26 protein-coding genes are annotated in these 22,388 nt (G+C 33.2%); 22 read left to right on the forward strand and 4 right to left on the reverse strand.

All coding sequences use genetic code 11. The annotated features are described in order from the left end of the window. The first annotated feature begins 64 nt into the window (after positions 1 to 64). The 6 genes from A0O34_RS09350 to tsaB are packed head-to-tail and all read left to right on the forward strand — an operon-like array spanning position 65 to position 4,665. Positions 65 to 751 (forward strand): LysE family translocator, encoded by a 687-nt coding sequence (locus tag A0O34_RS09350; RefSeq protein WP_066754022.1) that lies wholly within the window; start codon positions 65 to 67, stop codon positions 749 to 751. Then, complete coding sequence (locus tag A0O34_RS09355; protein ID WP_066754024.1) at positions 748 to 1,677, forward strand: S66 peptidase family protein; 930 nt, start codon at positions 748 to 750, stop codon at positions 1,675 to 1,677. Before A0O34_RS09350 ends, A0O34_RS09355 begins: the two co-directional genes overlap by 4 nt. A 33-nt stretch (positions 1,678 to 1,710) precedes the next feature. Continuing rightward, positions 1,711 to 2,082 carry a YraN family protein gene (locus A0O34_RS09360; RefSeq protein WP_066754026.1) on the forward strand — a complete coding sequence of 124 codons (372 nt, stop codon included), beginning with the start codon at positions 1,711 to 1,713 and terminating at the stop codon, positions 2,080 to 2,082. Between the two features lie 53 nt (positions 2,083 to 2,135). Next, positions 2,136 to 2,885, forward strand: a complete 750-nt coding sequence (locus A0O34_RS09365) for an SDR family NAD(P)-dependent oxidoreductase (protein ID WP_066754028.1) — start codon at positions 2,136 to 2,138, stop codon at positions 2,883 to 2,885. Between the two features lie 41 nt (positions 2,886 to 2,926). Continuing rightward, entirely contained in the window at positions 2,927 to 3,928 is a 1,002-nt protein-coding gene (locus A0O34_RS09370) for a virulence RhuM family protein (RefSeq protein WP_066754030.1), read from the forward strand. Between the two features lie 50 nt (positions 3,929 to 3,978). Next, positions 3,979 to 4,665: a tRNA (adenosine(37)-N6)-threonylcarbamoyltransferase complex dimerization subunit type 1 TsaB gene (gene tsaB, locus A0O34_RS09375; protein ID WP_066754032.1), complete on the forward strand. Its 687-nt coding sequence runs from the start codon at positions 3,979 to 3,981 to the stop codon at positions 4,663 to 4,665. A 55-nt stretch (positions 4,666 to 4,720) separates the two neighbouring features. Here tsaB and porW read toward each other — a convergent pair whose 3' ends face one another. From porW to A0O34_RS09395, 4 genes are all read right to left on the reverse strand, one after another. Next, on the reverse strand, positions 4,721 to 7,348 hold the full coding sequence (porW, locus tag A0O34_RS09380; protein WP_082891133.1) for a type IX secretion system periplasmic lipoprotein PorW/SprE: 2,628 nt from the start codon (positions 7,346 to 7,348) through the stop codon (positions 4,721 to 4,723). Positions 7,349 to 7,433: 85 nt separating this feature from the next. Further along, positions 7,434 to 7,988 carry a Maf family protein gene (locus A0O34_RS09385; RefSeq protein ID WP_066754033.1) on the reverse strand — a complete coding sequence of 185 codons (555 nt, stop codon included), beginning with the start codon at positions 7,986 to 7,988 and terminating at the stop codon, positions 7,434 to 7,436. A gap of 10 nt (positions 7,989 to 7,998) precedes the next feature. Beyond that, positions 7,999 to 8,517, reverse strand: a complete 519-nt coding sequence (locus A0O34_RS09390) for a KdsC family phosphatase (RefSeq protein WP_066754034.1) — start codon at positions 8,515 to 8,517, stop codon at positions 7,999 to 8,001. After that, on the reverse strand, positions 8,507 to 9,256 hold the full coding sequence (locus A0O34_RS09395) for a Rossmann-like and DUF2520 domain-containing protein (RefSeq protein WP_066754035.1): 750 nt from the start codon (positions 9,254 to 9,256) through the stop codon (positions 8,507 to 8,509). Before A0O34_RS09395 ends, A0O34_RS09390 begins: the two co-directional genes overlap by 11 nt. Before the next feature lie 200 nt (positions 9,257 to 9,456). Here A0O34_RS09395 and A0O34_RS09400 point away from each other — a divergent pair, with 200 nt between their 5' ends. From A0O34_RS09400 to A0O34_RS09475, 16 genes are all read left to right on the forward strand, one after another. Continuing rightward, positions 9,457 to 10,008 (forward strand): RNA polymerase sigma factor, encoded by a 552-nt coding sequence (locus A0O34_RS09400; RefSeq protein WP_066754036.1) that lies wholly within the window; start codon positions 9,457 to 9,459, stop codon positions 10,006 to 10,008. Between the two features lie 19 nt (positions 10,009 to 10,027). Continuing rightward, positions 10,028 to 10,561 carry a hypothetical protein gene (locus A0O34_RS09405; RefSeq protein WP_066754039.1) on the forward strand — a complete coding sequence of 178 codons (534 nt, stop codon included), beginning with the start codon at positions 10,028 to 10,030 and terminating at the stop codon, positions 10,559 to 10,561. Between the two features lie 6 nt (positions 10,562 to 10,567). Next, a complete protein-coding gene (locus tag A0O34_RS09410; protein ID WP_066754041.1) occupies positions 10,568 to 11,077 on the forward strand; it encodes a hypothetical protein in 510 nt (169 codons plus the stop codon). Between the two features lie 97 nt (positions 11,078 to 11,174). Then, positions 11,175 to 12,200, forward strand: a complete 1,026-nt coding sequence (locus A0O34_RS09415) for a glycine zipper 2TM domain-containing protein (protein ID WP_066754043.1) — start codon at positions 11,175 to 11,177, stop codon at positions 12,198 to 12,200. A gap of 97 nt (positions 12,201 to 12,297) precedes the next feature. Beyond that, a complete protein-coding gene (locus tag A0O34_RS09420; protein WP_066754044.1) occupies positions 12,298 to 13,344 on the forward strand; it encodes a hypothetical protein in 1,047 nt (348 codons plus the stop codon). 82 nt (positions 13,345 to 13,426) lie between these two features. Then, positions 13,427 to 15,223 carry a translation elongation factor 4 gene (lepA, locus tag A0O34_RS09425; RefSeq protein ID WP_066754047.1) on the forward strand — a complete coding sequence of 599 codons (1,797 nt, stop codon included), beginning with the start codon at positions 13,427 to 13,429 and terminating at the stop codon, positions 15,221 to 15,223. Between the two features lie 174 nt (positions 15,224 to 15,397). Next, positions 15,398 to 16,093 (forward strand): NUDIX hydrolase, encoded by a 696-nt coding sequence (locus A0O34_RS09430; protein WP_066754049.1) that lies wholly within the window; start codon positions 15,398 to 15,400, stop codon positions 16,091 to 16,093. Between the two features lie 343 nt (positions 16,094 to 16,436). Beyond that, complete coding sequence (locus A0O34_RS09435) at positions 16,437 to 16,979, forward strand: NADAR family protein (protein WP_066754050.1); 543 nt, start codon at positions 16,437 to 16,439, stop codon at positions 16,977 to 16,979. An 80-nt stretch (positions 16,980 to 17,059) separates the two neighbouring features. Next, complete coding sequence (locus tag A0O34_RS09440; RefSeq protein WP_066754051.1) at positions 17,060 to 17,395, forward strand: hypothetical protein; 336 nt, start codon at positions 17,060 to 17,062, stop codon at positions 17,393 to 17,395. A gap of 2 nt (positions 17,396 to 17,397) precedes the next feature. Beyond that, entirely contained in the window at positions 17,398 to 18,252 is an 855-nt protein-coding gene (locus A0O34_RS09445) for a hypothetical protein (RefSeq protein WP_066754053.1), read from the forward strand. Positions 18,253 to 18,255: 3 nt separating this feature from the next. Further along, the gene (locus A0O34_RS09450; protein WP_066754055.1) at positions 18,256 to 19,338 is read left to right on the forward strand and encodes an adenylosuccinate synthetase; all 1,083 of its coding nucleotides are present in this window, start codon (positions 18,256 to 18,258) and stop codon (positions 19,336 to 19,338) included. Positions 19,339 to 19,468: 130 nt separating this feature from the next. After that, positions 19,469 to 19,942 carry a macro domain-containing protein gene (locus tag A0O34_RS09455; protein ID WP_066754057.1) on the forward strand — a complete coding sequence of 158 codons (474 nt, stop codon included), beginning with the start codon at positions 19,469 to 19,471 and terminating at the stop codon, positions 19,940 to 19,942. 10 nt (positions 19,943 to 19,952) lie between these two features. Then, positions 19,953 to 20,456 carry an ADP-ribosylation/crystallin J1 gene (locus A0O34_RS09460; RefSeq protein WP_228394374.1) on the forward strand — a complete coding sequence of 168 codons (504 nt, stop codon included), beginning with the start codon at positions 19,953 to 19,955 and terminating at the stop codon, positions 20,454 to 20,456. 14 nt (positions 20,457 to 20,470) lie between these two features. Beyond that, positions 20,471 to 21,181 (forward strand): TIGR02452 family protein, encoded by a 711-nt coding sequence (locus A0O34_RS09465; protein ID WP_335617693.1) that lies wholly within the window; start codon positions 20,471 to 20,473, stop codon positions 21,179 to 21,181. Then, positions 21,181 to 21,837, forward strand: coding sequence for a DUF4291 domain-containing protein (locus A0O34_RS09470; RefSeq protein WP_066754060.1), 657 nt, complete (start codon positions 21,181 to 21,183; stop codon positions 21,835 to 21,837). The genes A0O34_RS09465 and A0O34_RS09470 overlap by 1 nt, the downstream gene beginning before the upstream one ends. Continuing rightward, positions 21,827 to 22,336 (forward strand): O-acetyl-ADP-ribose deacetylase, encoded by a 510-nt coding sequence (locus A0O34_RS09475; RefSeq protein WP_066754062.1) that lies wholly within the window; start codon positions 21,827 to 21,829, stop codon positions 22,334 to 22,336. The genes A0O34_RS09470 and A0O34_RS09475 overlap by 11 nt, the downstream gene beginning before the upstream one ends. The last annotated feature ends 52 nt before the right edge of the window (positions 22,337 to 22,388 follow it).

Below are 22,388 nucleotides of genomic sequence, written 5' to 3' on the forward strand. Positions count from 1 at the left end.
AGAATTGGATTTTATCGACAAATAGAAATATAATTTTTAAATTTGGATGAGAAACAATTTTTAAATGTTTGAATTAGTACTTTCTGCTGTTATTTTAGGATTCATGTTGAGTCTTGTTTTTATCGGACCAATATTTTTCTTATTAATAGAAACCAGCTTCTCGAGAGGTCCTAAGCATGCCTTGGCTTTAGATGTAGGAGTAATTACAGCAGATTTGTTGTGCATTATTGCGGCGTATTATGCGAGTGCAGACCTCGTGAGTTTAATAGATAAGCATCCCGGATTTTACAGGGTTACCTCTATTTTAATCTTCGTATACGGAATTGTGATGATGGTCACGAAAACCAAGATGCACATGCCGGGTGAAGAAAAAATTATCAGTCAGAATTATTTTAAAACCTTTATGAACGGGTTTTTCTTTAATCTTTTGAATGTCGGAGTTATCCTTTTCTGGCTGGTTACCGTAATTTCGGTGAGAAAAGAATATCCGGATACAGGTAATTTTATTCTTTATATCGGTTTGGTGATCGGAACGTATTTATGTATTGATCTTGCTAAAATCTTTTTGGCAAAACAATTCCACGATAAATTAACACAAAAATTAGCCAATCAGATCAGACGAATAGTTGGCGGAATTCTTATACTGTTCAGTTTCTTTATCTTTTTACAGAGTTTTAAAAAATTCAATCAATTTGATAAGCGATTAGAAGAAGCCGAAAAAACTGAAGTAAAATATCAAAAAAACAAATGAAAAAAATAATCTTTCCAAAATCCCTTAAAAAAGGGGACAAAATAGCTGTTATTTCTCCTGCTGGATCTGTAGATGTATCTCAACTTGAAGCAGGCATAAAAATGATTAAAAATAAAGGTTTTGTGCCTGTTTTAGGCGAACATCTTTATAGTAAATTCTCAAACGGTTATAACTATGCCGGAACAGAAAAGGAAAGAATAAAAGATATCAATTGGGCTTTAAATGACAAAGAAACTTCCGCAGTATGGGCTTCAAGAGGTGGATATGGATGTCAGCATCTTATTCAGCATTTGAAGCTTAACAAATTTATAGAAAATCCGAAATGGTACATTGGGTATTCTGATAATACCGTGATCCAAAGTTATTTGTTGAAGAAAGGTTTTGCTTCCATTCATGGACAGACCATTAAAACTTCAAGTTTCGGAGTTACAGATGAAAGTTATGATTTGATTTTTGATGTTTTAAAAGGAAAAGTTCCAAAATATATCATAAAACCGGATCAATTTAATAAAAAAGGGAATACTAAGGGAGAATTGGTTGGAGGGAATTTAGCCCTTATTTTTGCTCTTCTTGGGACAAAATACTCATTTGATTTTAAAGATAAAATTTTATTCATCGAAGATATTGGTGAAAATTTTTATGCTCTTGATCGAATGATTATGAGTTTAGAGCTAGCAGGAGTTTTTACTAAAATTTCAGGATTAATTGTTGGAGGAATGACCAACATGGGAGATGAAAAAGAGAATACACAATATAACAATAGCTTTGACGAATTCGCTTATAAATTGATCTCAGAAAGACTTTCAAAATATAAATTTCCTGTTGCTTTTGGTTTCCCAAATGGTCATATTAAAGACAACCGGCCTTTGATTATTGGAGGAAATGTGAAAATGAAAGTTGATAATATTATTAAGATTGAGTTTTAAGAATTACTAACTCTCAAACCCTCAAACCCAGGCATGGCAAACCACAATGACCTCGGGAAAAAGGCAGAAGACTTAGCTGTAGAATTTCTACAAAAGAACAGCTACAAGATTCTGATAAGAAACTTTCGTTATCAAAAAGCAGAGATTGATATTATCACCGAAAAAGGTAGTTTAATAGTTGTTGTCGAAGTAAAAGCTCGTTCAACAGACGCTTTTAATCTCCCTCAAGAAGCCGTTAATAAAAGAAAAATATCATTAATAGTTTCAGCTACGAATCATTATTTGGAAGAATTTAATAAAGATCAGGAAGTAAGATTTGATATCATTTCAGTTCTTCCCGATGCAAAGGGAAAGCTGGTTATAGAGCATATAATAGATGCTTTTGAAGCATTTGACGCAAATTAAATAGTTTCAGTCATAAAATTTTATATTATTTAAAATACATTTTTATATTTAAAATGAAAACAATACTCATCACAGGAGCAACTTCCGGAATAGGAAAATCCACTGCAGAACTTTTTGCAAAACAAGGATACAGAATTATTATTTGCGGAAGAAGAACTGAGGTCTTAGAATCTCTAAAAACTGAGCTTTCTCAATATACCGAAATGTTTAGTTTAAAGTTTGATGTAAGGAATCTTCAAGAAGTTGAGAACGCGATCAACTCTCTTCCTGAAGAATGGAAAAGCATTGATGTTCTCATTAACAATGCAGGAAACGCTCACGGTTTAGAACCTCTTTCGGCAGGCAATACAAACGACTGGGATTCGATGATCGATGGAAATGTAAAAGGTCTTTTATATATTTCTAAGATGATTATTCCGGCAATGAAAGAAAGAAATTCCGGACATATCGTGAATATAAGTTCTGTTGCTGCAAGACAAACTTATGTCAACGGAGTTGTTTATTGCGCCACCAAAAAAGCAGTTGATGTAATTTCCGAAGGAATGCGTTTAGAATTAACAGAATTTGGAATTAAGGTTACCAATATTCAACCAGGAGCTGTTGAAACTGATTTTTCTTTAGTTAGATTCAAAGGAGACAGTGAAAAAGCTTCTACAGTTTATGCAGGATATGAGGCTTTAAAAGCTGAAGATATTGCCGATGCGATTGCCTATTGCGTGAATGCTCCAAAGCATGTGAGTGTTTCTGATATGACGATCTATCCTACTGCCCAAGCTGAACCTAGAACTATTTACAGAAAGTAATTCATTATAGATTCTTTTTAAGATTTAAATATATTTATTTGATGGAAAATGGTGCAAAAAATTTTTTGATTTATAATACACCCAACGAAGAAGTAAGGGTGGATGTTTTTTTGCAGAATGAAACATTTTGGCTTACACAAAAGGCAATGGCCGCTTTGTTTGTTGTTGATAGAACTGTCATCACAAAGCATATTCAAAACATCTATAATGAAGAAGAATTAAATAAAGAAGCAACTTGTGCAAAAATTGCACAAGTTCAAATTGAGGGTGAGAGAAGTGTCTCTAGAAATATAGAATATTATAATCTAGATGTAATTATTTCAGTAGGTTATAGGGTGAATTCTAATAAAGCAACTCAATTCAGAATTTGGGCAACACAGACTTTAAAAGAATTTATCATTAAAGGGTTTGTAATTGATGATGATCGTTTAAAGCAAGGTCAGGCTATTTTTGGAAAGGATTATTTCAAAGAACTTTTACAGAGAGTTCGTTCTATACGAGCTAGTGAAAGAAGAGTTTACCAGCAGATCACAGATATTTTTGCTGAGTGTAGTATTGATTATGACAGAAATTCTGAGAAAACGAAAACTTTTTATGCAATGGTTCAGAATAAATTCCACTTTGCTATTACAGGAAAAACAGCAGCAGAAATTATTTATCAAAAGGCGAATAGTAAAAAAGAAAATATGGGCTTGACCACATGGAAAAATGCTCCGGATGGCAGAGTTTTGAAAAATGATATTATTGTTGCTAAAAACTATTTAGAAGAAACAGAAATCAAGCAATTAGAACGAACAGTTACCAGCTATTTTGATTATATTGAAGGTTTAATAGAGAGAGAAAACACTTTTACAATGGATGCTTTGGCAGAGAGCGTAAACAAATTTTTGAACTTTAATGAATACAAAATTTTAGAAGGAAAAGGAAATATTTCAAAATTGGTTGCCGATAAAAAAGCTGTTTCTGAGTATAATGAATTCAATAAGACGCAAAAAATAATTTCCGATTTTGATAAACAAATTAAAAAAATCAACAAAAAATAATTTTAGAAAGGAAGCATTATTTTATCACTATACATTCTTAAATTTGTAAAATGAAAATTCTATACCTAGAAACCTCTTCCAAAAACTGTTCTGTAGCCATTTCAGACAATGATAAGTTATTGTGCGTTTGCGAAGAAGTTTCAGATAATTATAAGCAGTCGGAAAGTCTGCACACTTTTGTAGAATGGGCTTTGGAAGGAGCCGGAATTTCGATGAAAGAGATTCAGGCAGTTTCTTTAGGAAAAGGCCCGGGTTCTTACACGGGATTAAGAATTGGTGCTTCGTCTGCAAAAGGGTTTTGTTATGGTTTGAAAATACCATTGGTTGCTATCAATTCTCTTGAGACTATGATAGAGCCTTTTTTAAACCAAAACTATGAGTATATCATTCCATTGATCGACGCGAGGAGGATGGAGGTTTATACGGCCGTTTATGATGGCAATACCGGAAAAGAACTCTCGCCAACCGAAGCAAAGGTTCTGGATGAAACTTCTTTTGAAGAATTTAAGGATAAAAAAGTACTTTTTGTAGGAGATGGAGCAAAGAAAGCACAGGAAATTATACAACTTCCAAATGCTGATTTTAATGATACCATCTATCCTTCTGCACAGTATTTAGTAAAGAAAACCTTAGAAAAAATTGAAAATAAGGAGTTTGAGGATATTGCCTATTTCGAACCGTTTTATTTAAAGGATTTCCATGGAGTGAAGAAAAAGGAATCACCTGATTCTATTTAATTAAATAATAAGCAACTGCATAAAAAAAGCGAAGAGTAATCTTCGCTTTTCTATTTTATTTTGGTTTTGCCGGAGCTTGAGTTTTTGGTTTCTGCCCCGGTGTACTGCCAGGTTGAGTTGGTGGCGGAGCACTTTCATCTAAAAGCACTGCGGCAGAATTGGCAACCGGAGAAGGTTGCGTTGGTGTAGCTTTTTGAGCTTGCCCATTATTCTGATTATTTACTGATCCCGGATTAATCGTCTGAGAGTTTGGCTGCATAGGCGTAGATCCCGGTTTTTGAAGGGTATTTCCTTTGTTATCAGTTTCTTGGAAAGAAAGATCGCTTTTCAAATAATTAAGCATTTCCTTAGCCTTGATTCCTTCTGGAGTTTTGCCATAATTTAAAGCAATTTGCTCCAATTGTAGAATCATTACCTCTTTTCCACTGGATTTTCCAGTATTAAATGCATTCAATAAAGAAAATTTAGGAATTAAAGCATCTTTCGGATACTTCTGAATAGCTCCATCTATGATCGCTTTACTTTCTGCAAATTTCTCGGCTTCAAACAAAGCATAGGCCTTTTTATATTCATTCTGGACATCTTCGGAAGATTTTACGAATGAACTGTTTTTAGGATTTCTGGCAAATTCTGCATATGAAGTGTAAGGATAATCTTTTAACAAAATTGATTTCGCTCTTTCTGCAATCTGAGGATTTTTCTCAAAATTCATATTAAAGATCTCATATAAAGCCTGTAACATTACTTTTTCCTCAGGTTTTACATCTACCAAATCGTACAATGTTTTTGTAGCCAAAGGTGTATTGGTAAAATAATTCTGATACATAATTCCCAAACCTAGAGAAGCGGTGTCTCTGTCTTTTTTAAGCTGGTCTAATTTAGCAACATCAGTCGGAATCTGTTCAATATAAAAAGATGGTTCAAAACGCCTAGGATTAGGTGCTGATGTAACGCCCAACGCTTCGTTTTTCATATCATCGATCGTTGCCATTTTTTTAGAATAACGCCAGTTATCGACCAGCGCTCTGTCTCCCCAAACCTGTTTAAATGTTGAAGATCCTTTCGAAACGGTTCCTGTATTACTGAAATAAAACCCCTTTGAACTGGTACCGAAATCTTCAAAAGAATTGGAGCTGTTGGCGAATATAGAATTAGCGCTGTAATCTCCCGTATCAAAACCTTTAGCTCTTTCTGCACGTCTTCTTTCCAGCTCTTCTTTTTCTTCTTTTAATTTTAATTTCGCGATATGTTTAGAGAAGAAATCTGTTTTTTGGGTTTCAGACATCTTAGCTAAAGTAAGAATACTGTCATTTTTCTTAATTAAATAATAGTTTCTGGATATTTTCTTGATGTTGATAGATTGTTCCTTTAAAAGTACTTTTGAAGGCTCATAAGTCATCGCAACAAGCGCAGAATCATAATAACTTCCGGCTCCTATGTAATCATTTTTATCAAGATAATCCTTTCCTATTTCATAATAAGCCAGCCCACGAACCTGCTGATCTGAAACCTTTTCTTTTAAAGATTTCTTGAAAAGATCCTGAGCTTCCTGCTTTTTACCTGCTTTGTTGGCCATTAAGCCTAAAGCATAATAAAATTCATTCTTTCTGGAACCATAAGTTCCTTTTTCACTAATATTTTCTAAATATTTTCTGGCTCCTTCATAATCACCTTTTCCGTTAAAGGTTTTGGCGATTTCTATCTGAGATTTAACTTCAAATTCAAAATCATTGGCGTATTTATAAGCAGCCATGAAGCTTTCTCTTGCTTTTTCGTTTTGATTTAAACCTTCCAAGACCTGACCTCTCAGGAAAGCAATTCTACTTTTCAGTTTTCGATTGGTATTAACTTCAAAGGCATTATCAAGTTCTTTTGCAGCTTCTTCTTTTTTTCCTGCATCTAAAAGAGCTTCAGCATAGTAAATACTTGATATTTTTTTATAATCTTTACTAATATCTTCAGTTTTCAATTGAGCGAAAATCTCCTGAGATTTATGATAATCTTTTAACTGAGCATAGGCTGCAGCCTGATAAGTTTTAGCTAAAGGAATTCTTTTGTCATTCTTCATGTGAGTGAAAACGTAGTTCAAGGCATCCAGAGCTTCCACAGATTTGTTCTGATAAATTCTTGATTGCGCAAGAATGATATAAGCATCAAAGATTTTCTTGTTTTTTTCTTCCCCGTTTTTGATCACAGAATATTTGTTAATCGCCTTTAAAGCTTTTGCTTCGGCAATTTCCAGAACAGTTGCTCCTTTATTTTCAGGTTGACCGCTTTGTTCCAATTGACTGTTCGGGTTCCCTCCATTAAGTCCACCTGGCATGCCCGGAGGTGCACCTGGAGGCGCTCCCGGCGCTCTTCCTGCCCCATTTCTACTGGGAGAATTGTTCACTTCCGCAATTTTCATTGTATTTTCAGCGAAAGCGGAAGATTGTCCAAGATCGCTTCCTAAAGGTTGATCTTCGTAGGTAAGAATGGGAATGTACGGAGCATAAAAATTATCTTTATGTGCCTTGTCTCTACTCGTAAATTCACTGTTTAGCGCATCTTTAGCATTAAATAGTGTATTGTAATATGTGGAAAACCCTTTCATGAACTTCGATCGCTGATCGGGTCTCTTGGGTTTTGATCCGCAGGAGAGAACGATGCAAGCCACTAAAAGGAATAAAATGTTCTTTTTCATTATTCAATATAACTAGCCAATTTACTTTTTATTATCAAAAGATTGATGATTTTGTAAAAATAATAAAATTTTATATTGAAAATATTTATATTTCTTTCAAAATTTTGTAAACCAAATGAGTAGGAAGTCCCATAATGGTATAATAGCTGCCTGATAATTTTTTAATTTTCGCCATTCCAAGCCATTCCTGGATGCCATAGCTTCCTGCTTTATCGAAAGGTTTGTAATTTTTAACGTAAAAATCTATTTCTTCATCCGAAATTTCATCAAGCTCTACATCGGCAACATCTGTTTCTGTAATTGTTTTATTGATTGTTTTAATGGTAATTCCTGTATAAACCTGATGCGTTGTTCCTGATAATTGTTGCAACATTTTTTTTGCATCAGCTTCATCTTTCGGTTTTCCAAGAATTTGATTATCAATGGCTACAACGGTATCAGATGTCAATAAAACTTCATCGTCTACAAGATTTCTGAATGCATTTGCTTTTAATTCAGATAAATAAGCTGCAGCCTCTCCTATTTCAATATTTTTGGGTAAAATCTCTTCACAATCTATTTTTACAACCTCAAAATCAAATCCTAAACTTGATAATAGTTCTTTTCTCCTAGGAGATTGTGATGCTAATAGTAACTTCATTTTCAATTAATTAAATAGATTGAGTATTATCATCATGCCAATTTCCCTGAACTTTCATTACCTGCTCAATGACATCACGTACTGCTCCACTTCCACCCTGTTTTGGTGAAATGTAATCGGAAATTCCTTTCACTTCAGGAACAGCATTTTCCGGGCAGGTTGCAATAGCAGACGTTTCCATCATATGAATATCCGGAAGATCATCTCCCATTGTCAGAATTTCTTCGTTTTTAAGATTGTATTTTGCTTTAAAATCTTCAAAATCAACCATTTTGTCGTGAGATTTTGGGTAATAATCCTGAATTCCAAGATAGTTGATTCTATGTTTTACCATTTCATCATTTCCTCCCGTAATTACTCCTATTAAATAATTGTTTTTTAAAGCTTTAACGACTGCATAACCATCTAAGACATTCATAACTCTCGACATATTTCCTCCCGGCATCAAATAAACGCTTCCGTCTGTGAAAACTCCGTCTACATCAAATACAAATGCTTTTATATCTTTTAATTTCTCTTTATAACTCATACATTTTTTTAATAGAATAATTCATTGTTTTATAGATCTCCAGACTTTCGTCTTTCAATAATTGTTCATGCAATTGCAAAATACGTGCATCATTTCTTACAGCTGGTCCGGTTTGTGCTGATTTAGGTTCAATTTCATGAATTTTCTGAACGGTTTCATCAATCAATGGTAAAAAATAATCAAACGGAATCTCCTGAGAATCTGAAATTTCCTTCGCTCTTGAAAAAAGATGATTCACAAAATTACAGGCAAAAACAGCGGTCAGATGAATATATTTTCTCTTTTCATGAGTACTTTCCATCACATTTTTGGAAATTTTTGAAGCGATTTCAAAAAGTATTTTCTTGTCTTCTTCATTTTCAGTTTCTAAGAAAAAAGGAATTTTTTCATAATTCAATTCTTTAGATTTAGAAAAAGTCTGTAAAGGATAAAAGCTTGATTTTCTGTATTCTCCTACTAATATTTCTTTGGGTAAAGAACCAGAAGTATGTACAACTAAACAATCTTTTTTAGTGATTAATTTAGAAACATTTTCTACAGAACTGTCACTTACACAAATAATATACAGATCTGCATCTTCTAGTTTTTCTGTAGAGTAAGGAATATTTAATTCTTCAGAAATTTCATTTAAATCTTTTTCGTTCCTTCCAAAAATCTGCGCTAATGGAATGTTATTCAGAACAAAAGCTTTTGCCAGATGATAGGCTACATTTCCGGAACCGATAATTACAATTTGCATAAAACAAAGATAATATTTTAAGATGAGTTTAAAAAGGGAGTTGGAAGTTCAAAGATGGAAGTTTTTATAAATCTGCTTATTGCCCGTTGCTTCAAGCTTAAAACGTAACTATCTGATATTATTTCAATATTTGGATCAAAAATTGAATAAGTAATTTAACTTTCCATTATTTTTGTAATCCAAAACAATGAAAGCATCTTATGAAGATTAAGGACGCGGAAATTATTACGCTGATGCAAAACCCACGAACTCGAGAGAAAGGAGTTCGCGCGTTGATGGATGCTTATCAAAGTAGATTGTATTGGCATATAAGAAGGATCATTGTGGATGGTGACCTTGCGCAGGATACCTTGCAGGAAACATTCATTAAAGCTTATCAGAATTTTCATCAGTTCAAAAATGATAGTCAGTTGTACACCTGGCTGTACAGAATCGCGACCAACGAAGCGTTACAGCAGGTAAACAAATTAAAAAAGATGCAGAAGACCGATGAAGATCCGGAATATTATATGCAGAATCTTGTTGCAGACAACGTATCAAGTGATGCAGAAGAGATACAGACATTGTTACAGAATGCTATACAAAGCCTGCCCGAAAAGCAGAAACTGGTATTTATGATGCGGTATTATGATGATTTGCCTTACGAAGAGATATCTAAAATTGTAGATATGTCAGTAGGAACTTTGAAAACAAATTATCACTATGCCAAGCAGAAAATAGAAGAATATATAAAAGAAAATTACGAGAAATAATTTTTGAGACGCAAAAGACATGAAAGAGTTCGATATAGAAAAATTAGAACGTAAAAACATTTACAAGGTTCCTGATAATTTGTTTGAAAATATTCAGGAAAAAGTAATGAATGATGTAAAAGCTACCAAAAAAGCACCTATCTTTAAAATGAATTGGGCTTATGCAGCTGCAGCATCGTTAGCATTGATCTTTGGAGCTACTTTTGTTTTTAATCAAAGTAATGATTCAGCAAAAGATGCTGGAAATTCCGGAGCAAAGTATGTTGCGGATACTCAGGCACCAAAGTCGGAAAGCGAGATCGCTTATGAAACTTTAAAATCAGATTTAACTTCTGTTGAAAAAAACAATCAAACAGTTGTAAATCAAAATAGTAGAAGCTTAGTTTCACAGGATATAGAAACAAAAGAAACGCCTACACCAAAAACAGTGAAGCCGGTTTCTAAGAAAACTGAAACTCAAATGAATGAATATTTAGATTCGTTTTCTAACTCTGAAATTTCAGAATTAGCAAGCAATTCGACTCAGGATGTTTATTTGGATTTATATAATTAAAGAAAGATGAAAAAGATATTATTTACACTTTTTATTATTTATGGTTTTGGCTTAAATGCCCAAAAAACGGATTATGACTGGAAAAAAATGGACCCTAAACAAAGAAAAGAGGTAATAAATAATCTTTCTCCAGAGGAAAGAAAAGCACTTCTTACAAAGTTTAGGAACAATATGGTGATGGATAATCTGGATATTGATCCTCAAGATAAAACTGAGTTTACAAATCTTTATAACGAGTATATAGATAACCAAAAACAGATAAAAAGCCAATTTAATTCCAATTTTAACCCAGAAACTTTATCTGATGATGAAGCAAAGGCAAAATTGCAACAGAGTTTTGAAGTGGGACAAAAATTATTAGATAATAGAAAAAAATACGCAGATAAAATGCAGGAAGTTATTCCTTGCCAGAAAGTCTTGAAGCTGTTTCAATCTGAGGGGATGATGAGAGATAAAATGAATGAAAGAAAACCTCACGGAAACAAAAATGCTGGAGGCCAAAGGCAATCACCATAATAGTTTATTTTTTTAATGTTGGACGACTCTTACAAATCTTTTTTTGTGAGAGTCGTTTAATTTTTAAACTAATTCATAGCTTTGCGAAAATTTAATGATGAAAAAAATAATACTGTTCCTTTTATTTTCAGTTTTTCTATCGGCTCAAAAAATTGGAGTCATTGAATTGAAACAAAGTATAAAAGACAAAAAAGCTTTTTCAAAATCTCTTACTTTAATTGATAATAGGGAAAATAAAGAAATTGGGAAAGTGACTGAAAAAGAAGGTTTTGGCGAAGTGAAATTTGCTAATGAAGATCTTAAGACCTTTATACCCAATTGGTATTCGGAAGATAATAAGGGGACAGGAAATAATGATATTGTTTTAATGCTTGAAGAGCTAAAGATTTATGATGAGCAGACTCCGAATGAAAAAATAATGTTCGGAAAAGCTAAAATCAAAATTTCAAGTTTTCTTAAAAGAAATGACAAGTATTATTTAATCAATCGTTTTGATAATGTGATTGTTTGTGATCCTAGAAAGACATCGAGTATCGTAAAATATTTATCTCAGAATATTTCGGATGTGATTACGGAGTTTATCAGAGCTTCTTACACAAATTTGGTTTTAAGCCAGTATATTCCTGAAAATGAAATTAATAACTATTATTCTTATTTAATTAAAAATAATAAATCTTTGGCTCCAGAACTGAAAGATGGAGTTTATTTAGATTTCAAAACTTTTTCAAACCAGGAACCGGCTTTTGGATATTTTATAGAGAAAAATAAAAAAGGAAGATTCGTGAGGATGAAAAATAAGGAAGAAATTGTATCGTTAAGCAATGCTTTTATTTATGTTGAGGCAGGAAAGGCTTACAGATTTACACCCGTTGGTTTTCTGGAAATGAAGAAGAATGAAAAAGGATTTTACATCATTGCTTCCAGAGCTGAACTTTTTGCAGAAACAAAAACGGGAGGAGTGATGATAGGAGCAATGGCAGGAGGAATAGTAGGAGCTGCAATCGGTGCTGCGATTGATTCCGGATCCAATAAAGGAGCAATGAATGGTTTTGGCTTCAAATCTGCGACAATGACAAATGTTTATATTGATTCTCTGACAGGAAGTTTTAATTTTGAACAATAAAAATTAACTAAAAAATAATTAAAATGCCTATCATATTCTTTATGATAGGCATTTTAATTTAAATCAAATTCATATTTTTGAGTAAATCTTTTATCACATGAAAAAAATCTTACAATTCACATTTATTTTCGTTTCTATTCTCAGCTTTTCGCAGGCTCAGGAAATTATTAAGGAAAGAGGAAATTTATCAAATCCTAAAGGAAATATTTACAAATCTCTTGAAGTAATCGATCAGAGAGAAGATAAAAAGATAGGAGAGATGCCTTTTGGAGATACTAAGGAAATGAAAGAAATTGTTTTTCCGACAACGATTAATAATTTTTTAAGTCAATGGTATACAGATAGTAATCATAAAGGTGGAAAGCATGAAATGGTTTTAATTTTAAAAAGATTAAAAACGACACTTGGTGAAACGGTAGGCAAAGAAACAGAAGCTGATATTGATTTTTCGGCACAAACTTTCCTTAAAGAAGGAGATAATTACAAATTTTTATATAAAAAAGATACAGTTTACAGCTTTAAGAATAAAAATATATCAGATGTTGTTGTAAAGAATATTCCGGTTATCATTGCAATGTTTATGAAGAAAACATATACAATGAAACCTACGGAAAATGCTGTTACAATGAATGATCTTGCAGATTATGAATTGTATGTAAGAAACAATTCTCAAGCTTATAAAAACGAACAATTAAAGGATGGTGTTTACCTAAGCAACACAGCGTTCTTAAATCAAACTCCGGAAATTGGAAATTATGTTCTTGAGAAAAACGAAAAAGGCAATGTTTTAAGAGCAATAAAAGAAGAAAACGGTAAAAAAGATAAGATTTCAGCGAATGAAATGTTTGCTTATGTAGAAAATGGAAAAGCTTACAAGAAAACATACTCAGGATTTTTAGAATTAAATAAAAATGAAAAAGGATTTTATATCGTCAGTAACAGAGGATATATTTTACCTGTCCGAAATTCAGCCGTTTTTGTGAGTGTTGGTGGTGGCGCTGGCGGAGGAATGTATGGCGGTGTTGCAATTGGACTTGTTGGTATTTTTGAGCGAGGGTTAAGGCAAAATAAGGAGAGAAAAGGAGAGATGTTTGAGATTTATATTGATCCCTTAACTGGAGAATATGATTTTTCAAACGAATAATTGAAATTAATTACATACTAAAAATTTAAGAGAGAGGATTTGTCTCTCTTTTTTTTATCTTTGCAAATTACAAGGTTCTTAAATGAAAAACATACGAAATTTTTGCATAATCGCTCATATTGACCACGGTAAAAGTACTTTGGCGGATAGGCTATTGGAATATACCAATACTGTTACTCAGAGAGAGTTGCAGTCTCAGACACTGGATGATATGGATTTGGAGAAAGAACGTGGGATCACGATTAAGTCTCACGCCATCCAAATGGATTATGAATATAAAGGAGAAAAATATATTTTAAATCTAATTGATACACCGGGACACGTAGATTTCTCTTACGAAGTTTCCCGTTCTATTGCAGCCTGTGAAGGTGCGCTTCTTATTGTTGATGCTGCACAAAGCATTCAAGCACAGACAATTAGTAACCTTTATTTAGCGTTAGAAAATGACTTGGAAATTATTCCGATTCTTAATAAAATAGATCTTCCATCTGCAAATCCGGAAGAAGTTACCGACGAGATTATGGGACTTCTAGGATGTAAATATGAAGACGTTCTTAGAGTTTCAGGAAAAACAGGTGAAGGAGTTCATGATTTGCTGGAGCACATTGTGAACAGAATTCCAGCTCCGGTTGGAGATCCGGATGCACCGCTTCAGGCGTTGATTTTTGACTCAGTTTACAATCCATTCAGAGGAATTGAAGCCTATTTCAAAATAGTAAATGGAAGTATTTCTAAAAACGAAAAAATCAAATTTTTCGCAACAGGAAAAGAATATGGTGCAGATGAAGTAGGTACTTTAAAATTAAAGCAGGTTCCAAAGAAAACAATTCATTGTGGCGATGTTGGTTACATTATTTCGGGGATTAAAGATGCGAGAGAAGTAAAAGTAGGTGATACTATTACCTCTTTTGTAAATCCTGCAGCTGCAGCGATTGACGGATTTGAGGAAGTAAAACCAATGGTTTTTGCGGGAATTTATCCTATTGAATCTGAGGATTTTGAAGAATTAAGATTTTCACTGGAAAAATTAAGACTAAATGATGCTTCTTTGGTTTTCGAACCTGAAAGTTCTGCAGCACTTGGTTTCGGTTTCCGTTGCGGATTCTTAGGAATGCTTCACATGGAAATCGTTCAGGAACGTTTAGACAGAGAGTTTAACATGGATGTTATTACGACTGTTCCCAACGTTTCGTACCACGGATATTCGAAAAAAGATCCTGAAACGACAATATTGATCAACAACCCGTCTGAAATGATTGATCCCAATCTTTTAGACAGAGTTGAAGAGCCTTATATAAAAGCTTCTATCATTACTAAATCTGATTTTGTAGGTTCTGTAATGACGCTTTGTATCGAAAAAAGAGGGGAAATTGTAAACCAGAGTTATTTGACGGCAGATAGAGTAGAATTAACCTTCAATATGCCTTTGGCTGAGGTTGTTTTCGACTTTTATGACCGTTTGAAATCTATTTCTAAAGGTTATGCATCATTCGATTATTCACCAATCGGAATGCGTTCTTCTAAATTGGTAAAAATGGATATTCTGATTAATGGAGATATGGTTGATGCCTTATCATCATTAATTCATGATTCTAATGCCTATTACATCGGTAAAAAGATGTGTGAAAAGCTTCGTGAACTGATTCCTAGACAGCAGTTTGATATTGCAGTTCAGGCAGCATTGGGAGCGAAAGTTATCGCAAGAGAAACCATTAAAGCATTAAGAAAAGACGTTACCGCAAAATGTTACGGAGGAGATATTTCCAGAAAGAGAAAGCTTCTTGAAAAACAGAAAGAAGGTAAAAAGAAAATGAAACAGATTGGTAGAGTAGAAGTGCCGCAATCAGCGTTCATGGCCGTTTTAAAATTAAATGATTAAGCATTTAGATGCATTTTTAATATTGAATCCACAGAAATTTTCTGTGGATTTTTTATTTTACAACAGGCTGATAATAAGCGTGAGATTATTCTTAACAGCACTTTCATGTCAAATTTTTCTAGAAAGTAAGAATTATTATTCATAGTTTTGTGTAATCGTAACGCAAATTGAAATATGGGTGCTCCAAAAAAATTACAGGATATAAAAGTTGCTGTAGACGCAGTTATTTTCGGATATTTTGATAAGAAAGATCTTCAGATTCTTTTAATTAAAAGAAAAATAGAACCTTTCAAAGGCGGTTGGGCGCTTCCTGGAGGCTTGGTTTTAGATGATGAAAATCTAGATGATGCAGTAAAAAGAGAGTTGCATGAAGAGGCGGGCATTAAGCCTGATTTTTTGGAACAACTTTATAGTTTTGGCAACGTTGGTCGTGACCCTAGGAATAGAGTAGTTTCTGTGGCTTATTTGGGTTTAGTAAATCCTTCCTATCATGAGTTGTTTGCTGACTCTGATGCTGAAGACGCACAATGGTTCAGTGTTAATAAACTTCCGAAGCTCGCTTTTGATCATGATAAAATCATTGATATTGCGTTAAAAAGACTTCGTACCAAAATTCAGTATCATCCAATTGGTTTCAATCTTCTTAATGAAGAATTTCCTTTTTCAGACCTTGAAAATTTATATAAAACTATTATCGGGCAAGAAATTGACCGCCGAAATTTCCGTAAAAAAATCATGAGCTACGGGCTTTTGAATGAAACGAATAACTTTAAAAAAGAGGGAAGCGGAAGACCCGGGAAATTATTTACCTTCAATCAGGAAAAATATAAAGAGCTTGAAGAGCAAGGATTTTATTTCGAAATTAAATAAGTTCTAAACACAAATATCACAAATGTTTTGCACTAATTTTCACAAATATTTTAATGTAAACCAGCAAAAAGATTTTTCAGAAAGATTCAAATTATATACATCAATAGGAACGGGCTTTAGCCCGTTTTTTAATGAACAAACATTCCATTGGCTTTAGCCAAAACTTAAATGAACATTAGTCAATTGTGCCATTCGTGAAAAATATTTGTTTCATTTGTATTTAAGCGGAATGAATTTTTATAACTGAAAATCAATAATTTAACTTAATTAGTGTAAAATAAACACAAATTAATTTGGTTGATAAAGTCTTGCTTTCTTATATTTGTGTAACAATAACGCAATCATGAAATACACATTACAAAATACAATAGAGAAATTTCAGAAAAAAGAAAACATAGAATTCTTATTTTTCTGGGGACATACAGTAAAAGAGGAGATTACAAAAGCTTGTTTCAGTCAATGGTTTCCTTTTCAATTTGAAGAAAACGGAATTGAATATAAAACTGCCGAACATTATATGATGGCCGGAAAAGCGAAATTATTTAATGATAATGAAAGGTTAGAAGAAATTTTAAAATCAGATTCTCCAAATCAGGCAAAAAACTTAGGAAGAAAAGTAAAAAACTTTGAGACTAAACTTTGGGACGAACAAAAATATAATATCGTAAAACGAGCAAATTTTTTAAAATTTTCACAAAATGAAAAGTTCAAAGAATTTCTTCTATCAACAAATGATAAAATTCTGGTGGAAGCAAGTCCATACGATACGATCTGGGGAATCGGAATGCTGGAAACAGATCCAAAAGCAGAAAATCCACTTCAATGGAATGGTGAAAATTTGTTAGGATTTGCTTTAATGGAAGTTAGAGATTTATTAAAAGAATAGGAATAATTCGCAAAGAATTAAGGCAAAACTATGCAGTTTTTAATTAGTGTAATATTAACGCAAATAAAAAATTTAAAAACATGGAAGAAGACTTAAAACCCAAATTTATCGAATCATTACAAAGAAATAATGACCAGATAAGAGAAGATCGAGCCCGAACAATCGGGGAAGATTCAGAGTTGATATACAGACGCCGAGTTGAAGACATTGAACTGAAAATAAAAAGACTGGAACGCGAACAGGAAGGTCTTATTGATATCAGTCCGTTAGACAAAAATAGTTTGACATTTGCCGATTTTCAGCCGGAAGCATTCGTTCAGAAAGACATAGAATTATCATTAACAATCAGAAATTTAAATATTCAACTGGAAGTTTCAACAAAAAGATTTGAATATTTATTTGGCAAAAAATTTTAGTTATGGGAAGTACAAGATACGACATGGATGCTCGTTATGACAGAGCAAGAAAAGAAGGGTATGCATCAAAATCTGTAGGTGAGATTTTCACTCAGAATGCAAAAAGAATGGCGCACGAATCAATGAATCCTAACGGCATTTCTTTCAGAGAATCAAGAGATTCTGCGGTTCATCCGAATTCAGTTCCTATTATTTTAGGATTGGATGTTACTGGAAGTATGGGACATATTCCTCATGAATTAATTAAAGAAGGGCTACCAAAATTAATGGGAGGAATTATCCAGGGCGGAGTTCCTGATCCTGCTCTTTTGTTCTTAGGAATCGGCGATCATGAATGTGACGGGTATCCTTTGCAGGTGGGTCAGTTTGAATCAGGAGATGAAGAATTGGATATGTGGTTGACCAGAACTTATATTGAATCAGGCGGTGGCGGAAATGCCGGAGAAAGTTATTTATTGGCTTGGTATTTTGCCGCTTTTCACACAAGAACTGATGCTTTTGAAAAGAGAAATCAGAAAGGATTGCTGTTCACAGTAGGCGACGAACCTTGCTTGAAAACACTTCCGGCTTCTGCGATCAGAGAGATTATGGGAACCGGTCAGCAGACCTTTACGCATACTGAATTGTTGAAAGAAGCTCAAAAAAAATATGAAGTTTTTCACATCAGTGTTTTGCATTCAGATCAAGCGGTTAGAGCAGATAAAGGTTGGAAAGATCTGTTAGGACAAAACTGTTTATCGATAGAAGATTACAGAGAGGTTCCAAATGTGATCAAAGAAATTGTTTGCAATAAATTTAAAAATGGGACTTCAGGATCTGTAGATTTAGGAGGATTTAATAATATTCAAATGTTTTAAAAAATGAAAACTGCACAAATAATTATAGGCTTAGGTTTTGGTGATGAAGGAAAAGGAATCACTACAGATTTTCTGGCTCAGCAGAATCCTGAGTCTGTAGTTATTCGTTTTTCTGGCGGGCAGCAGGCGGCGCATACCGTGATGATTGATGATAAAAAACATGTTCATTCCAGTTTTGCAAGTGGTGCGCTGCGTGGTTTGCCTTCATATTTTACGGAACATTGTACGATCCATCCAACTTTTTTATTCAATGAAAGTGAAGAATTAAAACAAAAAAACGGAAATGTTGAATTGCATATTCATCCATTGGCAAAAGTAACAACGCCTTTCGATGTTTTAAGCAACAGGAAAAATATCAAAAATCTAGAACACGGAACTTGCGGAAAAGGTGTCGGCGCAACGATGAAGAGAAATGAAAGTCCATTTAAATTATTTGCGATTGATTTGATCAGTCCAAGATCAATGTTGATTGAAAAATTAAAAGGAATTGCCCATTATTATGGTTTTGAAGAAGGGGAAGAAATTCAAAATGCTTTACAGGATTTCTTAGAAGCTATCGATAAAATTAAGTGGAAAATAGAAGGTTATTCATATCTGAATTCATTTAACAATCTTATTTTTGAAGGCAGTCAGGGAATTTTATTAGATATGGATCATGGCGTTTTCCCAAATGTAACTTTTGCCAATACAACTTCAAAAAATGCTTATGAAGTTTGTAAATTATTGAAGATTGAAAATATAGAAATGTTTTACGTGACAAGAAGTTATTCAACCCGTCACGGAAGTGGTTGGATGAGTAATGAAAATGAAATAAAACTAAAAAATAATGAAGAAGAAACCTGTATTTTTAATGAATATCAAAAGGATCTTCGCTTTGGAAATTTGGATTATGATTTATTAAATTATGCTTTGAAATTGGATGAAGCTTATGTTTTTGCTAATAAGAAAAATCTGGTAGTGACTTGTCTGGATCAAATTGATGAGGAATTTAAAATAGAAAATCTTGATGTGAAATTTGATGAGGTTTACGGATCTTATTCTCCATATTCAAAGGATTTTAAAAGAATTAATAAAAATATTGATTAATTTTAAAAGAAACATTTTTACATCATCATTAGATCAATAGGAATGGGTTTTAACCCATTTTTATAATGAATAAATTTCAACGGCTTTAGCCAAAACATAAAGAAGAAAATAAAAAACACATTATTTAACCATGAAAACTATAAATTATTTAAAAGGAGATGCAACAAACCCTCAAACAAAAGGAAATAAAATCATCATTCATATTTGCAATGATATAGGAGGTTGGGGAAAAGGTTTTGTAATGGCAATTTCTAAACGGTGGAAAAATCCTGAAACTGAATATAGAAAATGGTTTCAAAGCGGAGAAAATTTTAATCTTGGTGAAATTCAAATTGTTCAAGTTGAAGAAGATATTTGGATTTGTAATATGATTGGTCAACATAAAACGATTTCAAACTCCAAAGGAATTGCTCCAATTAGATATGAAGCTGTCGAAAAATGTTTAAACAAACTAATTGATGAAGCCTTACAATTAAATGCAAGTGTACATATGCCGAGAATTGGCTGCGGTTTAGCGGGAGGAAAATGGGAAGAAATTGAGCCAATTATTGAAAGAACATTGTTGAAAAATAATGTGGAAGTATATGTTTATGATTTTGAATAAAACTTAAATAATGAAAACAACAACACTTTACAGACCTGTCGGAGAAAAGGAAATGGTTTTAATTATCGAAAGCAATTTCAAAAAATTTCCACCAAGATTAGAATGGCAGCCGATTTTCTATCCTGTTTTAGACGAAGATTATGCCTCCGAAATCGCAGAAAAATGGAATACTAGAGATGAAGCAGGAAACTATCTCGGCTTTGTAACCAAATTTGAAGTGTTGGAAGAAGAAATTAATAAATATCCTGCACAAAATGTCGGAGCCAGAAATCATAATGAATTATGGGTTCCATCAGAAAAGCTAGAAATATTCAATCAGGCGATTGTTGGAAACATTGAAGTGATAAAAGTATTTATGGGAGATCAATTTAAAGACTCTGAAAATGCTGAATTGGAAAGCCTGATGTTAAATATAAAAAAACTAACCATGACAAATAAAGGAATGGCAAAAGATACATTAGACATCTTAGCCAAAAAATATTATATAAACGAAAACTACGAAAAAAAAATATAGAAAACGAACTGGAAATCTCTAAAAAAGAAACCATTTTATTTTCATCAGAAGAGCTTTCGGAAATGCTGAATAATGAACTTCCGAAAACAGATTTTGAAACAACATTTGAAGTCTGGAATTGCAGTTCTTTAAAAGCAATTTTAAGATTAAGCGAAGAAGAAGATCAGCAGAAAATTATGTGCCTGAATTTCGCCTCTGCAAAAAATCCGGGAGGAGGTTTTATCAACGGAGCAGAAGCGCAGGAAGAAAGCCTGGCAAGAACTTCTGCCTTGTATGAAACTCAACTTCAGGCTTGGGATTATTACACCGTTCACCGTGCGATGGAATCGTGTTTTTACACAGATATGATGATTTACAGTCCGAAAGTTCCTGTTTTCAGGAAACATAAAGGAGAATTATTACCGAAACCTGTTTTGTGTAATTTTATCACTTCTCCCGCTGTAAATGCAGGAGTTGTCAAACGACAGGAGCCAGAGAGAGCGGATGAAATTTTCGGAGCAATGGACATGAGAATGGATAAAATGCTGGCTTTAGCTTTACATCAAGGAAATGAAACATTGATTTTAGGGGCTTGGGGTTGTGGCGTTTTTAAAAATGATCCGAAAGAAATTGCAGAATTATTTAAAAAGCATCTTCACGGAAAGTATAAAAATAAATTTAAAAAAGTGGTTTTTGCAGTTCTGACGAAGAAAGAAGAAATGATAAAACCATTTGAGGAAATATAATGAAACTTAAACTAAAAAAATATAAAGAACAAATAAAAGATTGGCCTCAAAAAGGGTATCACATCATGGCACAATATGACGATGAGAAAATTATTGTATATCAGTCTTATAAAAGAAATATTGGTGAATTTGCCGTTAAAAATCAATATTTTGGTGGTGAATTCAGTTTAGAAAGAATGACTTGGATAAAACCCAACTTTCTTTGGATGATGTATCGAAACGGTTGGGGAACAAAAGAAGGACAGGAATATGTTTTGGCAATACATTTAAAAATGTCTGCTTTCAAAAGATATTTAGAAAATGCTGTCTATTCTTCTTACAACGACAGATTGGAAATTTCCAGAGAAGAATGGCAAGATCAGGTAAAAGAATCTTCGGTGAGATTGCAATGGGATCCAGATCACGATCCTTTTGGAGGTAAGCTGGAAAGAAGAGCAATTCAAATTGGTTTAAGAAATGAATTTACCCATTCTTTCGCTAAAGAAGATATTATTCTGATTGAAGATATTTCAGATTTTGTAAAGGAACAAAACCAATGTGTTCTGAATGATGATTTGGAAAATTTAATTCTTCCTGAAGAAAAACCATTGCTTTTTGATGATGAAGATTTAAATAAAAAATTAAGGTTAACTAAAACTAAATATCATGAAAATTGAAGTAACATTAGGCGATATCACAAGAATTAAGGCAGATGCAATCGTCAACGCAGCCAATTCATCCTTACTTGGCGGAGGAGGAGTTGACGGTGCAATTCATCGTGCAGGCGGAGATACGATTTTAGAAGAATGTAGAAAGATCAGAAACAGACAAGGTAAATGCAAAACTGGAGAAGCAGTTGTAACAACAGCCGGAAATCTTCCTGCAAAATATGTCATTCACACCGTCGGTCCGGTTTGGAATGATAATGAAAAAGAAAGCTCAGAATTGTTGGCGAATTGCTATAAAAATTCTTTGAAATTGGCAGAAAGTTTAGCGGTAAAAACGATTTCTTTTCCGGGAATCAGTACAGGAGTGTATGGTTTTCCAAAAGAATTGGCAGCAAAAATTGCCGTTGATGAGGTGAAAAAATTTCAGTCAAAAAACATTGAAAAAGTAATTTTCGTCTGTTTTGGAGATGAAAATGAAGAAATTTATAAAAAATTATTAAGAGAATAAATTAATGCTCATTTGCTGAGTGAAACGCCTTTGCGAACGAAAATATGCAGAA

This window comes from Chryseobacterium glaciei (genome assembly GCF_001648155.1).
In the GTDB taxonomy this organism is placed as follows: Bacteria; Bacteroidota; Bacteroidia; order Flavobacteriales; family Weeksellaceae; genus Chryseobacterium; species Chryseobacterium glaciei.